This window comes from Actinocorallia lasiicapitis (genome assembly GCF_054778695.1).
The window spans coordinates 1-14729 of sequence record NZ_BAAGZI010000123.1 but is presented as its reverse complement, the minus strand read 5'-3'; the positions used below and the strand labels follow the sequence as shown (position 1 = coordinate 14729).

16 protein-coding genes are annotated in these 14729 nt (G+C 68.3%); 10 read left to right on the top strand and 6 right to left on the bottom strand.

Features of this window, described 5'->3' with window-relative positions; all coding sequences use genetic code 11:
- Positions 1-435: 435 nt before the first annotated feature.
- The 4 genes from ACYVE7_RS16050 to ACYVE7_RS16035 all read right to left on the bottom strand — a co-directional run bounded on the left by ACYVE7_RS16050 (position 436) and on the right by ACYVE7_RS16035 (position 4313).
- Positions 436-1143, bottom strand: a complete 708-nt coding sequence (locus ACYVE7_RS16050; RefSeq protein ID WP_460365503.1) for a M50 family metallopeptidase — start codon at positions 1141-1143, stop codon at positions 436-438.
- A gap of 52 nt (positions 1144-1195) precedes the next feature.
- Positions 1196-2101 (bottom strand): phosphorothioated DNA-binding restriction endonuclease, encoded by a 906-nt coding sequence (locus tag ACYVE7_RS16045; protein WP_460365502.1) that lies wholly within the window; start codon positions 2099-2101, stop codon positions 1196-1198.
- Between the two features lie 72 nt (positions 2102-2173).
- Entirely contained in the window at positions 2174-3679 is a 1506-nt protein-coding gene (locus ACYVE7_RS16040; RefSeq protein WP_460365501.1) for an alpha/beta hydrolase, read from the bottom strand.
- Positions 3680-3686: 7 nt separating this feature from the next.
- Positions 3687-4313 (bottom strand): response regulator, encoded by a 627-nt coding sequence (locus ACYVE7_RS16035; RefSeq protein ID WP_460365500.1) that lies wholly within the window; start codon positions 4311-4313, stop codon positions 3687-3689.
- Positions 4314-4630: 317 nt separating this feature from the next.
- On the opposite strand from ACYVE7_RS16035, the gene ACYVE7_RS16030 reads away from it, so the two are divergent.
- The 9 genes from ACYVE7_RS16030 (at position 4631) to ACYVE7_RS15990 (ending at position 11939) form a co-directional block, all read left to right on the top strand.
- Positions 4631-4882 (top strand): Flp family type IVb pilin, encoded by a 252-nt coding sequence (locus tag ACYVE7_RS16030; protein ID WP_460365499.1) that lies wholly within the window; start codon positions 4631-4633, stop codon positions 4880-4882.
- An 8-nt stretch (positions 4883-4890) separates the two neighbouring features.
- Positions 4891-5064: a Flp family type IVb pilin gene (locus ACYVE7_RS16025; protein ID WP_460365498.1), complete on the top strand. Its 174-nt coding sequence runs from the start codon at positions 4891-4893 to the stop codon at positions 5062-5064.
- Complete coding sequence (locus ACYVE7_RS16020; protein ID WP_460365497.1) at positions 5061-5471, top strand: TadE/TadG family type IV pilus assembly protein; 411 nt, start codon at positions 5061-5063, stop codon at positions 5469-5471. The genes ACYVE7_RS16025 and ACYVE7_RS16020 overlap by 4 nt, the downstream gene beginning before the upstream one ends.
- On the top strand, positions 5459-6736 hold the full coding sequence (locus tag ACYVE7_RS16015; RefSeq protein WP_460365496.1) for a pilus assembly protein TadG-related protein: 1278 nt from the start codon (positions 5459-5461) through the stop codon (positions 6734-6736). The genes ACYVE7_RS16020 and ACYVE7_RS16015 overlap by 13 nt, the downstream gene beginning before the upstream one ends.
- 21 nt (positions 6737-6757) lie before the next feature.
- Complete coding sequence (gene cpaB, locus ACYVE7_RS16010; protein ID WP_460365495.1) at positions 6758-7501, top strand: Flp pilus assembly protein CpaB; 744 nt, start codon at positions 6758-6760, stop codon at positions 7499-7501.
- A gap of 82 nt (positions 7502-7583) precedes the next feature.
- Positions 7584-8681 carry an AAA family ATPase gene (locus tag ACYVE7_RS16005; RefSeq protein WP_460365494.1) on the top strand — a complete coding sequence of 366 codons (1098 nt, stop codon included), beginning with the start codon at positions 7584-7586 and terminating at the stop codon, positions 8679-8681.
- Positions 8678-10069, top strand: coding sequence for a CpaF family protein (locus ACYVE7_RS16000; RefSeq protein ID WP_460365493.1), 1392 nt, complete (start codon positions 8678-8680; stop codon positions 10067-10069). Before ACYVE7_RS16005 ends, ACYVE7_RS16000 begins: the two co-directional genes overlap by 4 nt.
- Complete coding sequence (locus ACYVE7_RS15995) at positions 10066-11025, top strand: type II secretion system F family protein (RefSeq protein WP_460365492.1); 960 nt, start codon at positions 10066-10068, stop codon at positions 11023-11025. Before ACYVE7_RS16000 ends, ACYVE7_RS15995 begins: the two co-directional genes overlap by 4 nt.
- The gene (locus ACYVE7_RS15990) at positions 11025-11939 is read left to right on the top strand and encodes a type II secretion system F family protein (protein WP_460365491.1); all 915 of its coding nucleotides are present in this window, start codon (positions 11025-11027) and stop codon (positions 11937-11939) included. The genes ACYVE7_RS15995 and ACYVE7_RS15990 overlap by 1 nt, the downstream gene beginning before the upstream one ends.
- Before the next feature lie 9 nt (positions 11940-11948).
- On the opposite strand, the gene ACYVE7_RS15985 is transcribed toward ACYVE7_RS15990, so the two are convergent.
- Entirely contained in the window at positions 11949-12299 is a 351-nt protein-coding gene (locus ACYVE7_RS15985; protein WP_460365490.1) for an ACT domain-containing protein, read from the bottom strand.
- 9 nt (positions 12300-12308) lie between these two features.
- Complete coding sequence (locus ACYVE7_RS15980) at positions 12309-14342, bottom strand: spermine/spermidine synthase domain-containing protein (RefSeq protein ID WP_460365489.1); 2034 nt, start codon at positions 14340-14342, stop codon at positions 12309-12311.
- 189 nt (positions 14343-14531) lie between these two features.
- Between ACYVE7_RS15980 and ACYVE7_RS15975 the strand changes: the two genes are divergently transcribed.
- Positions 14532-14729 (top strand): hypothetical protein (locus ACYVE7_RS15975; protein ID WP_460365488.1); only part of this gene is annotated, 198 nt, incomplete at its 3' end.

The following is a 14729-nucleotide window of genomic DNA, read 5'->3' as shown; positions in this document are numbered from 1 at the left end:
CGGCCCCTCCCCGAGAGGATCCCCCCGCCGCCGAACCCCCCGAGGCCGAACTCCCACCCCCACCCGCCCCTCCAGAGCAGCCCGCCATAGAGAACCCGCCCGCAACCCCCTGACACCGGCTACGTCGCCGAGCGGGCCGCCGGGGGCGAGTTGGGGCTCGATCTTCCGGTCGTTCCGGAGCCGCCGAGGGAACGTCCGGAGGGGCGTGCCGGGCTGCCGGGACTTCGCTCGCTGTTTCCCGAGGTCGATCCTGATCGGGTTGGCTAGTAGCGGCGGCGCTTGGCGCGGGTGGGGCGGGTGCGGGCGCGGTTGCGGCGGTGCCTGGCCTTGAGTTTGCGTTGGTAGGCGGAGCGGTCGAGTTTCTTGGTGGCCATGACGTCATGCTGCGCACAGCTCGACGGGCGCGGACAGGGTCTGTCCGTAACCGGACGGGAGTCAGGACCACTCCGACGGGATCAGCATCATTCCGCCGAAATAGAGGGAGGCCAGGGCGACGGCGCCGAACACGAGCACCCACATGAGGCCGGGCACGCCCGTCAGCTTCGCGAGCTGGTCGGCGTCCGAGGAATCGGTGCGGCGGGTGGCGCGCAGCCGCTGCAGCTCGACCACCGGCCGTGCGCCCGCCAGCAGCAGGAACGCCGCCGCGAAGTAGGCGAAAGCGGCACGGATCTCCAGGGGGGCGAACCAGGACACCGCGAAGATGATCCCGGCGGTGGTCAGCACCGACGCCACCCCGTACACGTTCCTGATCATGACGAGCATCCCGGCGAGCAGCACCAGCGACGCCCAGAGCGTCAGCGTGGTCCTGCCCATCTCGATCAGCCACGCGAACAGCAGCCCGAGCAGCGGCGGGGCCGTGTACCCGGCCAGCGCGGTGAACACCATCCCGGCGCCGTCCGGTTTGCCCCGCGACACGGTGACGCCCGAGGTGTCGGAGTGCAGCCGGATGCCGTCGAGTTTCCGCCCGAACAGCAGGGCGACGAGCGCGTGCCCGCCCTCATGGGCGATGGTCACGATGTTCCGCGACAGCCTCCAGGCCGGCCCGTAGACCACCAGCGCGAGCGCCAGGACGGCCGAGGCCACCACGATCCATGCCCGTGGCTCGCTCTGCGCCGCCCAGACCTCACTGATCTCCGCCATCATCCGCCCTTCCGCGTGCACGTCGACCTTATGACGCTTCGGGTGGCTACGTCGTTCAGTTGGTGATCCGCGCCGGTCCCCGGAAGACCTGGCGGGTGTGCCAGTCGACGTTCCGCACGTCGGGTTTGGCGAATCCCTGCTGGGGCGGGCGCACGGCCCGTCCGGACAGGTTGAGCACGAAGTCGCGGGACGCGTCGGTGGTGCCCACGAAATGCCGCGAAACGGTGATCTTCCCGGACGGGGTGATCCCCAGCACGCCCTTGTCGAACAGCCGGTGGTGCAGGGTGCACAGGCACAGGCAGTTGCTCATGTCGTCGCGGCCCTCGAACGCCCACCAGCGCAGCCGGGCGACCTCGAGGCCGATCACCGCGTTGCCGAACCAGCCCTCGTAGCCGCAGAACGCGCACCGGCAGTCGTAGGCGACCAGGATCTTCTGCCGGATCATCGGGTCGCGCGGGGAGCGCGGCAGCCGGCCGTCCACGTACTTGGCGATCCCGGCGGTCTGCGCGACCTCCGGCATCAGCCCGGCGGCGGCGCACAGATCCATGTGCAGGCTGGGCTCGAAGTTGGTGTCGAGCAGGATCCGGACGATCAGTGCGAGCAGCCCGGGGTCGGTGAGCATCTCCTTGGCGAACTCGGGCGCGAGCCTGCCGTGCACGTCGGCCGCGATCATCAGTTCGCGTTCCGGTCCGGGGCAGGGGCCGCCGATCCCGGTCGCCACCTCCCAGAGGCCGTCGGCCGCCAGGTGGTAGAAGGGCAGCGAAGGACCGACGATCTTCGGTGGGCCGAATTCGGCGAAGAGCTGGTCGAGTGCCTGCTCGGTCTCGCGAAAACGGATCGGTTTGTACCCGGTCCGCTGCAGCTGCCCGATCGCGTAAAGCAGCAGCAGGGCCTTGTGCGGATCGCGCTCGCCCCCCCGCGTCCACCGCCGCAGCCTGGAGACCCGTTCCAGCCACTCCATGCCGAAAGAGTATTCCCTTCTGCCTCTTATGTCTCCCTTCTGTCACGAGTGGACATACAGGAGATTGCGTGCTCAGTAACGGGGCCCTGAATCGCGGCATTCCAGACCGTCCCGCGGCTGCTTTCCGGTCAGCAGATAGTCCTCGACGGCCCGGTTCACGCACGCGCCCCGCCCGTAGACGATGTGGCCGTCGGCCCGGTTGACGACGAGCCGCGCGCCGGGGAAGCGGGCCGTGACGGCCTTCGCCCAGGCGAGCGGGGTGCGCGGATCGTTGGTGTTGCCGAGCAGCAGGACGGGCGCGACGCCCTTCGGGGTGATCGTGTGCTGGGGGAGCGCGGGCACCTTCCAGTAGGAGCACGCCAGCGTCGTGTTGATCTCCGCGAACAGCGGCGAACGGTCCGACATCCAGTCGATGCGCTTGTCGCTCGCCGCCTCGATCCTGGTCTTCTGCGGGGTCTCCAGACAGCGGACGGCGAGGTTCGCGGCGATCGTCGAGTCGTAGCGGCCGTTCACCGGGTTCCGGCCGCGGCCCGCCTCGGCGAGCGCCTGGAGGGTCCGGCCGTCGCCGCGCAGGGCGTCCGCGAACGCCGTCCGGCCGAGACTCCACAGGGCGGGGTTCATCGCCAGGACGACGACCGCGGTGTGCACGTCGGTGTCGGAGACGTCACGGCCGTGGCCTTTCAGCCGGTCGACGTCGGTGCTGCCGAGCAGTTTCCACAGCCGTCTGCTCGCCGCGGTCCGTGACGTGCCGAGCGGGCAGCCGTGCCGGACACAGCTGTCGAGGAACAGGTCGAACTGGGCGTCGAGCGAGGTGAGCTGGCTGTCCCAGACGCGCCCGGCCCACAGCGCCGAGTCGACGACGGAGTCCAGGACCATCCGCCGGACCCGGCCGGGGAACAGCTCCGCGTACACCTGCCCGAGCTGGGTGCCGTAGGAGTAGCCGAGATAGTTGGTCTTCTTCTCGCCGAGCGCCGCCCGGATGACGTCCATGTCGCGGGCGACGTTCGCCGTCCCCAGATAGGGCAGCAGCCAGCCCGACTTGCTCTGGCACTCCTCGGCGTACCGGCGCGACATCGTGCGCAGCCGCCCCGACTCCCACCGGGTGTCGGGTGTGGAGTCGGTCAGGTAGAAGCGGTCGAGCTGGTCGTCGTCCAGGCAGCGGATGCCGTTGCTGTCGCCGACGCCCCGCGGATCGAACCCGACGATCGTGTACCGCTCGCGGACGGGCGCGGTGATCGCGGCCGCCGCGCTGTACACGAAGTCCTTCCCGGACGCGCCGGGCCCGCCCGGGTTCACCAGCAGCGAGCCCAGCCGCTTCCCCGAGGCCCGCAGCCGGTTGACGGCGATCTCCATGGTCCGGCCGTCGGGGTCGGTGTAGTCGAGCGGCACCTTGACGTCAGCGCAGTCGAACTTCTTGCCTTTGCCGCATTTGCTCCAGCGCGGTTTCTGCGCGTAGAACCGCTCGAGTTTCTTGAAGTCGACGCGGGCGGTCGGCGAGGCCAGCGGCGGGGCCGCGGCGGGCACGCCGGTGCAGGAGGTGGCGACCAGCAGCAGCGCCACCAGAACGGGAAGTCTCAACGGTCGGTCACACCTGACTGATCAGCCCGAGCCGCAGCGCCGTCATCAGTGCCTGGGTCCGGTTGCCGGCACCGAGCTTGTCGTACAGGCGGGCGGTGTAGGTCTTGGTCGTGTTGTGGCTGAGGTTCATCGACCGGGCGATCGCCGCGATCGACAGTCCTTCTTTGAGGAGGCGGAGCGTCTCCTCCTCGCGGGGGGTCAGCAGCACCTCCTCGGCGCGCCTGCGGCGCAGCGCGTCGGCGAGGCCGGTCGCGGTGAACGAGTGCGGTGCGACGGCCGCGTGCCGGATCGCCGACAGGAACTCGGGGGCGGCGGCCGCTTTCGAGACGTACGCGCTGGCGCTCGCCTCCATCGCCCGGAACAGCGGATTGTCGTTTCCGAGTGATCCGAGGACCACGACGCCCGTCGAGGGGTAGAGTCCGCGCACGTCCGCGGTGAGGGTGAGGCCGTCGCCGTCGGGCAGCTGGAGGGAGATCACGGCCACGTCGGGGTTGAGCATCCCGATCTGGGTCCGTCCGCGTGCCGCGTCCTGCGCGGAACCCACGATCTCCAGATCCTTCTGCTCGGCGACGAGCTGCGCCAGGCCGTGCCGGGACAGGGTGTTCCCGTCGATGACAACGATCCGAACTGACATTTCCGACCTCCCCGGGGGTGGACCGGACACGCCTCGCATCCGGCTGGAAGGGTGTCATGAGGAAACCACAGGTGAAACACACGTCACTTGCTGTGAACAGCGTGACTTGCCCCGGGATGTTCTGTCTCCGGGGTCTGGAGGTCGCAACCCTTTTGTGATAGCTGTCACCCGTTCGGGGGACAGGCCGCGCTTTCGGGTGACTTAAGAAGGCGAAACGGGGGATTCCCAACCGCCGCGGGACGGCCTCAGTCTGGGCATTCGTCAGCGGCCGCGGACGACACCGGACTTCCCGCGGCCCACGGAGAGGACCCCCAAACATGAACAGCTCTTTCGCACGCCGTTTCGTCACACCCCTGCGCGCCCATTTCGCGAAACTCCGCGCCGTCGCCGACCGCGGCGCCACCGCCGTCGAGTACGCCCTCCTCGTCGCCCTGATCGCGGTCGCCATCATCGGCGCCACCGCCGCCCTCGGCGGCAGCATCGTCGACATGCTCAACGGCGCCAACGACGGCCTCGACTGCGCCACCCCCGCCGGCGGCGCTCCTCCGGCCGGCTGCGTCGCCCCGTAAGCGATCTGATGACGCGCAGGGACAAGCCACTCGACCGCGGCTCGACCGCGGTCGAGTACGCCCTGCTTACAGCGCTCGTCGCGCTGGTCGTCGTCGGGGCCGTCAGCGCGCTCGGAAGCGCGCTGGCGGACCGCGTCGACAACCAGACGTCCGAGGTCAGTGTGGAGCAGGCAGACCAGTGACCAGCCATGGAAAGAGAGAGAACGGCGAGCGAGGTGCGGCCGCGGTCGAGTTCGCCCTGTTGCTTCCGATCACCATCATGCTCGTTTGCGGAATGATCGACCTCGGGGTCTGGCTCAACCAGAGGATCACGGTCAACGAGGCGGCGCGCCAAGGAGTCCGCGCCTACGTCCTCGCCATCGGCGACGAGGCGGCCAAACAGGACGCGGTCACCGACGTCGTCGAGCGCACCCTGGGCGTCGGCGACTACGCCGTGACCACCACGGCCTGCGCGAAGGAAGACGATGACGACCCGGTCGCCATCGCCTCCGTGACGATCTCGCTCGACTCGGCTCCCCTCGTCGGCCTCGTGCCAGGCTTCGACACCGTCACGCTCAGGTCGAGGGCGGCGATGGCATGCGCGGAGTGATGCGCCGGATCGCCGGCAGCACCGGCGACAGGGGCGCGATGGCGCCCCTCATCGCCCTTCTGCTGGCCGGGGGCGTGTTCCTCGGCCTGGCCGCCATCGTCGTGGACGTCGGCCGGGTGTACGCGGAGCGTGAGGAACTGCAGAGCGGTGCCGACGCCGCCGCGCTCGCCGTCGCCCTGCGCTGCGCCAAGAACGGTTGCGGCACCGACGACCTCGACACCTTGGCTGCCCTCGCCAAGACCTCCGGCGAGGCCAACGCCTCCGACGGCGCGGTGAGCGTACGACTGGTCTGCGGCAAGTCACGTGGTACCGAGCTCACGGACTCCGAGGACGAGTGCGACGCGCCGGCCGAGAACGCGACGGGCTGCGTCGGCGAACGCCCCGCAGGAAACTACGTCGAGTACGAGACGAGCACGGCGAACCCCGATGATTCAACGCTGCTGCCCTATTCGTTCGCGCAGAGTTTCGCAGGGGAACCCGGCGTGACGGTCGGAGCCTGCGCTCGGGCCGGCTGGGGTGGAGCGAAGAAAGCACCCGTCGTCATTCCTTTCATGCTCTCCAAATGCCAGTGGGATCACCTGGCCGCGACGAAACCAATCCTCGACAAACCTGAGGATGTCTTCAACCCGCCCCCGGGCGGCGAGACGCAATTGCACCGCACCGTCACAGGAGTCGGCGGGTGCGGTCGCGATGACAACATCACGATGCTCGTCGGAGGCGATCTTGGCGACTGCGCTCAGCAGGTCGCGGTCGGCGACACGGTGCTGGCTTACACGGAAATCGGCGTAGTCGCTCAGTTCGGAAGCGTGTTGGGGTTGGCTCCCTGCCAGATCAGGACCCTTCAGCGTCGCCTTCGGGAGCTGTTCGATCAGTGGATCGGCGACGGTAAGTCGCCAATCATGTATGTGCCGGTCTATGAATATGATTCCGCCGGTTTCGATTGGGAGTTCGAAATCGAAGTCATTGGGATTCCGATCTTTCACTACAAAATCCCTGTGAGCAAATACAAGATTATCGGATACGCTCCATTCGTTCCGACCGGGGGGAGTGTGGGATTCCATCACGAACCTTCATGGGTGAGGCCGGGGCGGTATTACTGCGGTACGAATTTGACAAATCCCAGGAAGAACCCCTTTCACTTCGCGTTCGCGAACCTGACGGACCCCTGCCTGACCGGGTATTTCGTCCGGGACGTAGTGTCAGGGCCTTATACCACCGATCCGGCCGCTGATTTCGGTCTGACCAGTGTCCAGCTAGCCGGATGACGGCATGAGGATCGAGGAAGCATGAATCGTCGGCTTGTGGCCGTACTTCTGGCCCTGGTGCTGGCAGCGGTGGGGACGTTCGCCGTCTACACCTATACGTCGAACGCCGATGCCCGCGCGCTCGCCGGAAAGAAAGCGGTGAGCGTCCTGGTCGCCGCGCGCGCCATTCCAGCGGGAACACCCGTCGCGCAGCTCCAGCCGAAGGGCTATCTGCGGACGCGGAACTACCCCGCGGAGAGCGTTCCCGACGACGCCCTGTCCTCCATCGACGAGCAGTACGGCGAATTCGTGGTCGGCGACCCGCTACGGCAGGGCGCGCTGATCACGCGCTCCATGATGAAGGAGAAGGGGACCAACCAGGCGTTCGTCATTCCGGAGGGCCGGATCGCCATCACGGTCTCTCTCGAAGAGGCGCAACGGGTCGCGAACTTCGCCAAGCCCGGCACGAAGGTCGTGGTCTTCATCGGTCTGACCAGACAGGTCACCAAGGGCTCGGGAGACAGCGCGAAGACCGCGACCGAGAACATCGTCCGCATCCTCATGGCGGACGTCCCGGTGCTGGCGGTCGGTGAGTCGGCGGCCAAGAGCACCGATGACGACAACAAGGAGAAGCGAAAGCTGATCACCCTCGGGGTCACTCAGGAACAGGGCGAGCGGCTGATCATGGGCGCGACGGCCAACGCCCTCTACATGGGACTGCAGTCCGACACGTCTGAGCTGAACGTCAACAGCAAGGGCGTCAGCACGTTCAGCATCGTGAAGTGAGGCGGAAATGCCGATCATTTGTGAACCGGACGAGGGGGCCGCGCGGAGGATCGCCGCGGGGTTTCGTGATCATGGCAGGATCGTGGGCGACCTGCGTCAGGCGGCGGATGCGTTGATCGCCGATCCGGCCGAGGTCGTGGTCGTGATCGGGCCGGGCGTGGACATCAGGATCGCGTTGGCGTTCGCCATCGGGCGGCTTTCGGACCGGCCCGACCTGGGCATCGTGCTGGTTCGGGAGCAACTGGACGTCAACGTCATGGGCGAGGCGATGCGAGCCGGCATCCGGGAAGTGATCCCGGACCGTGACTTCCCCGCCCTGATGGACGCGTGCCGTCGCTGCTGGGAGGTGTCGCGGTCGATGCAGGCCGCGGTGCGGTCGGCCGCACCGCCGCCGCCCCCGGGCAAGGACGGCAAGATCGTGGTGGTGTTCGCGGCGAAGGGCGGCTGCGGCAAGTCGACGGTCTCGACCAACCTCGCGGTCGCGCTCGCCGGTGACCGTCAGGACGTGTGTCTGGTCGATCTCGACCTCGCCTTCGGCGATGTGGCGATCCTGCTGCGGCTGAGCCCCCAGCGCACGATCTGCGACGCGATCCCGATGGCCGGCCGGATGGATGAGGTCGGTGTGCAGTCGATGCTGGTCCGGCATGAATCCGGCCTGGCCGCGGTCCTGGCCCCGGTCTCGCCCGGTGAGGCCGAGAAGGTGTCCGGTCAGCTCGTCACGGAACTGCTGGCCGTCCTGAAGCGCATGTTCGACGTGGTCATCGTCGACACGCCCTCACAGCTCAGTGAGCATGTGCTGGCGGCGATGGACTCCGCCGACCGGCATCTGCTCCTGACAGCGCCCGAGGTGACGGCGCTGAAAGGCCTGCGGGTGACCCTCGACATGCTGGAGCTGCTCGGCTACCCGTCGTCGGCGCGCAGCTTCCTGATCAACCGTTCCGACATCCGGGCCGGGCTCACCGCCGCCGACATCGAGCGGGTGATCGGCGCCCGGGTGTCGGTTCACGTTCCGCACAGCCAGGATGTGTCAGGCTCGATCAACCGGGGCGTGCCGATGGTGGTGGAACAGCCGAACCATCCCGTCAGCCAGGCGATCCGCCAGGCAGCGCTGCTGGTCACGGAGGGCGAGCAGGTGACCGAGCAGCGAGGCCGGTTCCGCCGACGGGTAGGCCGCAAGTGAGCAGTCTGGGCGAACGGCTGGCGCGGCTCGGTGCCCCCGGGCCGGAGCAGACGAGCCAGGAAGCCACCGCACTGGTGCCAGTGCCGAACCGCAGGTCGAACCGGGCGGTCGATCCGTTCGTCGGACTGAAGCGCAGAGTGCATCAGTCCCTCGTCGACACGCTCGGTCCGCAGCTCTACGACGCGAAGATGAGCCCCGGCGAGCTCGAGCAGGCCGTCAAGGCGACGCTCCAGTCCGTCCTGGACCAGGACGAGACCCCGCTGACCATGGTCGACCGGACCAGGGTCGCCCAGGAGATCGCCGACGAGATCCTCGGTCTCGGTCCGCTGGAGCCCTATCTCAATGATTCCGAAGTCACCGAGATCATGGTCAACGGTCCCGGGCAGATCTACGTCGAGCGCGCGGGAAAGATCCATCTCGTCGACGGCGCGTTCGCCGGTGAGGCCAGCCTTCGCCGCGTGATCGAGAAGATCGTCTCGCGGGTGGGACGGCGGATCGACGAGTCCAGCCCGATGGTGGACGCCCGGCTTCCCGACGGCAGCCGTGTCAACGCGGTCGTCCCGCCGGTGGCGATCGACGGTTCCCTGCTGACCATCCGGAAGTTCTCCGCGGACCCGCTGACCGTGCACGATCTGGTGGCGTTCGGGACCTTCACCCCGCAGGTCGCGGAGCTGATCGCGGCGTGTGTCCGGGCGAGACTCAACGTCGTGATCAGCGGCGGTACCGGTTCGGGCAAGACGACCACGCTCAACGTGCTGTCGTCGTTCATCCCCACGGACGAGCGGATCGTCACCATCGAGGACGCCGCCGAACTCCAGCTCCGCCAGGAGCACGTGCTGCGGATGGAGTCGCGGCCCGCGAACGTCGAGGGACGCGGCATGATCTCCATCCGCGATCTGGTCCGCAACAGCCTCCGGATGCGTCCCGACCGGATCGTGGTCGGCGAGGTCCGCGACGGCGCCGCGCTCGACATGCTCCAGGCGATGAACACCGGTCACGACGGCTCGCTCACCACGGTTCACGCCAACAGCCCCCGCGACGTCCTGTCGCGGTTGGAGACGATGGTGCTGATGTCGGGGATGGAACTGCCGGTGAAGGCGATTCGCGAGCAGATGGCCAGCGCCATCGACCTGATCATTCATCAGTCGCGGTTCAAGGACGGCGCTCGTCGCCTCACCCACGTCACCGAGGTCTCCGGGATGGAGGGCGACATCGTCACGCTCCAGGACATCTTCCTGTTCGACGGACGCGCCGGTGTCGACGCCAACGGCCGGACTCTGGGCACGCTCCGTTCGACCGGGCTCCGGCCGCGGTTCATGTCCAAGCTCGCGTCCATGGGCATCGCCGTCCCGCACGAGGTGTTCGGTCACGAGCAGGCGCCGTGGTGACGCTCGGGGTGCTCCTCTCCGCCTGCTTCGTCACGATCTTCGTCGCCGTGCTCGCGATCTTCGTGGCGCGTGCTCCGGAGGGCAAGGACGACATCACCGACCGGATCGCCCAGTACCGGCCGCTCCGCGCACAGAAGGACGAAGCGGAGTCCGGCTCGGTCGCGACGGCGCTGCTCGCGTTCACGCAGCGGCTCATCACGGCGGCGGGCAAGGCGGAGAAGATCTCCGCGGAGCTGGCCAAGGCCGGATGGCGGCTCCAGCCCCACGAATGGACCCTGCTGCGCGGGATCGCGGTGTTCGCCTCGGTGGCAGGGCTGTGGGTGCTCACCCGGCAGGAGTTCGTCAGCGTTCTGGTCGGCGGCGCGCTTCCCCTCCTGCTGACCAAGATGCTCCTGTCGGGCGCCCGCGATCGCCGGGTCATGGCCTTCGCCGATCAGCTACCGGACGCCCTCTCGATGATCGCGGGCAGTCTCCGGGCGGGTTTCACCATCTCCCAGTCGCTGGAGCGGTTGGCTCAGAACGAGAGCCGCCCGCTGGGCGAGGAGATGGCGCGCGCGCTCGCGCAGACCAGGATCGGGGTGACGATCGAGGACGCCCTCGACCAGGTCGCCGCCCGGATGGACTGCTCCGATCTGTCCTGGGTGGTGCTGAGCATCAGGATTCAGCGTGAGGTCGGCGGGAACCTGGCCGACGTCATCGAGACGACGATGGAGACGATGCGCGAGCGTACGCGGCTGCGTCGGCACGTCAGGGCATTGTCGGCCGAAGGCAGGCTGTCCGCCTACGTGCTGTTGTCCCTGCCCCCGCTGCTGCTGATCGGCCTGCTCCTGCTGCGCCCCGAGTACATGGCGCCCATGCTGTCCTCGCCGATCGGCTGGATGATGATCGCGACTGGTACCGCTGGCCTGGCGATCGGCTGGTTCTGGATCAGCCGCATGATCAGAATCGAGCTCTGATGGACGCCTTGCTGTTGTACGGAGGGCTGGCGGCCCTGGCCTCGGCCGTCGTCCTGTTGGTGCTGGCGCTGACCATGCAGAAGCGTGAGCCGAGCTCGGTGGAGAAGGGGCTGGCTTCGATCGAGCGGGACTATGCCGGGCGGCGGCCGCGGTCGTTGCTGGGGGTCGCGGGCGACGAGTCGGTGTTCATGCGGCAGCTGCTGGCGCTGGCGTTGCGGCTGTCGCCGCAGGGGATCATCGAGAAGCTGCAGCAGCGGCTGGAGCGGGCGGGGAGTCCGCGGGGCTGGACGGCCGAGCGGGTGCTGTCGTTCAAGGGGCTCGGGCTGGTCGCCGGGGTGCTGATGGCGGTGCTGTTCTCCGCGCCGCGCCTCGGCTACGGGCCGCTGTTCCTGGTGCTGTTCGGGGCGTTCGGGTTCTTCGTCCCGGACATCCTGCTGTACAACACCGGGCTGAAACGGCAGGAATCGATCAGGGCGACCCTGCCCGACGTGCTCGACCTGCTGGTCGTCAGCGTGGAGAGCGGGCTCGGTTTCGACGCGGCGCTGGCCAGGGTCAGTGACAGCACCAAGGGGTCGCTCGCCGCGGAGCTGACCCGGGTCATGCAGGAGATCCAGCTCGGCCAGTCCCGCGAGGACGCGATGCGGGCGATGTCGTCGCGGGCGGCGGTCGCCGAGCTCTCGACGTTCGTGGGGGCGATGGTGCAGGCCGCCGACCTGGGCATCCCGGTCGGCAAGGTGCTGCGCGAGCAGGCCAACGAGATGCGGGTGAAGCGGCGGCAGAACGCCGAGGAGAAAGCACAGAAGCTCGCCGTGAAGATCACGATCCCGGTGATCTTCTGTCTGTTCCCCGCGATGTTCCTGATCCTGCTCGGCCCCGGCGTGATCAGCTACCTGAACAGCGGCGGGCTGAGGTAGCGGGCGCGGCTACCGCTGGACGCGGTAGCCGGCCTCCTGGAGCGCCTTGACGGCCGTCTCCAGCCGTGTCTCGGGCACGAGCACCAGATCGGCGTGGAAGGTCGAGGCGACGAACGACGGCACCCCGGCGTCGGCGAGCGGCGCCAGCAGCCCCGCCAGCACGCCCGCCGACTCCAGCCCGTGGGCCTCGCCGTACAGGCCCGACCAGCGGGCCGCCTCGGTCCACGGCTCGGCCTCCCGGACGACCGTGAGGCCCTCGGGCGCGCGGACCAGGGCGATCCAGTCGTCGTCCTCCGGGAACGTCGCGGCCGGAAGATGGCCGATCGTGAACGCGGAGGGGACGACACCGAGCGTCAGCATTCGAACATGCTATCCAACGGCGGTGCGGCGCATGACCGCGAACGCCGCCAGGTAGAGCGCCGCCGCGACGACCAGCAGGAAGTGGTAGCCGGTCGCGATGCCGATGTACTCCAGGCAGCCGCCGACCATCGCGCCGAGCAGGTTCGCGCCGAACGCCGTGGACGCGTCCGCGGTCTCGGTGAACCGGCGGGCGAAGATGATGTTCGCGGCGAAGATGGGCAGGAACGCGATCGTGATCGCGGTGATCGCCCGCAGCGGCACCGGCAGCGACAGCAGCCACGAGTTCGGCACCAGCCAGGCCAGCACCAGCCCCGCGAGCAGGATCCCGAACATCACCGGGATGGGCGGCGTCCGGAATCTGCGGGTGATCTCGACGGCCGCCAGCACCGCGACGAGCACCCCGCCGAAGACGATCGCGTTCACCACCCACGTGGTGCCGAACAGCAGCGCGAACCCGGTGACGCTCTTGGTCTCCAGCAGCAGGAACGCCGCGCCCAGCAGGACGAGATCGCCGTAGGGCCGCATCGAGCGGAACGGCCCGCCGAAGATCCGGACCATCGCCACCGACGCCGCGAGGATCATCGCGATGACCATCAGGTGCATCGGCGGGATCTTCGCGTCGCGCAGGTAGAGGAACGGCCGGTCGTCGGTGGTCGGCTTGACGAACGACTCGTCCTGCCAGACCGCCTCGCACGACTGGTCGGCCTCGGTGAGGCCCGCGGTCAGCACCGCGAGCTTGCCGGCGGACGGCGGCACGTCCAGGCACGGCTTGTGGCCGAAGACCGCGTCGGCGGTCCCGGCCAGCCGGTCGACCAGCCACCGCTCGCGGTAGTAGTTGTACATCGTGAACGCGCCGCCGGGCTTGAGGTGCTCGCGCGCCGAGGCGAACGCCTCCTTGGTGAACAGGTAGGACTCCAGCCGGAGCGCGCCCTGCCCCGGCACCAGGGTGAGCGAGTCGGGCAGCGCGAAGATGATCAGGTCGTACTTGCGCTTGGTCGACGACAGGTAGGCGCGACCGTCGTTGATGTGCGGGTGCACCTTGGGGTCGTCGTAGGGCTTGTCCGGGTTGAGCTTGACGCCCAGGCCGCGCAGCCGCGGGTCGATCTCGACGGCGTCGACCCGCTCGGCGCCCTGCTTGAGCGCGATCGCGACGTCCGTGCCGCTGCCCGCGCCGACGATCAGCACGTCCTTGTGCGGGTTCTGCGGGGTGCGCGCGTAGGGGAAGCCGTAGAACGCCTCGCCCTGGAGCCGGTACTCGGCGTCCGTGACGTCCTGGTGCGGCACGCCGTTGGAGTTGATCTGCGTGGCCTTGTGCCCGTTCGACGACTTGTCGAGGTAGTCGATCTTGCTGTACGGCGACCAGAGGGTGTTGGCGGCCAGCGACTCGCCCGCGAGCATCGCGACCAGCGCGATCGCCGGCGTCACGACCAGCAGCCCTTCGACGAGGGTGCGCGGCAGCAGCAGCCACAGGTAGAGCGCGGCGGCGATGACGCCCCACACCACCGGCGGCGCGTACAGGAACGACATCGCGGTGAACGCCGAGATGCCCAGCAGGCTGCCGACGAGGTCCCAGCGGTACGCCTCGAGCCGCGACAGCTTCTCGAAGCACTGGCCGACGATCAGCGCGGGACCCATCAGGATGACGGCGACCGCCACGAAGATGGCGGGCAGCACCATCCATGCGGGCGGCCCTTCCATTTTCACGGCCGTGAAGTAGATGAGGTCGCTGCCCGTACGGCTGATGGTCACCGGGAACTTGAGCACGAATCCCACGAGCAGCGCGAGCACCATCAGCGAGAGAATCGGCTTGCCGGGGTTGCGGGACGCCCGCAGGAATCCCACCCCGATCCCGAGGAACGATCCCAGCAGCACGAAATTGCTGAAGTACGCCAGGTGCACCACGTTCGATCCGGTCCACCGGATCAGCGCGAGTTCCAGGAACAGCATGAGCGCACTGCTGCCCACGAGCCGTCTCTTCACCGCGGCCAGGTCGGCGCCCGGCTCGTCGTTCTCGGTCATGGTCGGCTCGTCGGTGAGCGACATGTAACAGGTCCTCGCTGGGGGTTCGGGGGTCAAGTACCGGAACGAGAAACGTACCGTTACCCGCCGATCCTCCGAAAGTACGAACACTCTGCGGGTAAACGAAAGCTCAATTCGCCTGCATCGTCACTCAGGGTGTTTCTAGCCTCTCACCGTCTGGGAGTAAGTACAGGTCAGAGGGGGATTTGCGAGATGTCGGACATGGCGGCGGAGAAGCGCTATCGCGAGCTGGTGCGGGTCGCGTACCTGATCCTGCCGGGGGAGGGCTCGCGGGAGGTGCGGCTGGCGATGGCGCGGCGGATCGTCGACCGGAACCTGCCGCGCAGGCCGGTCGGCGGGCGCGCCTACACCGAGGCGCGGTCGCGGGTGCTGCGGCAGGCGATGCAGCCG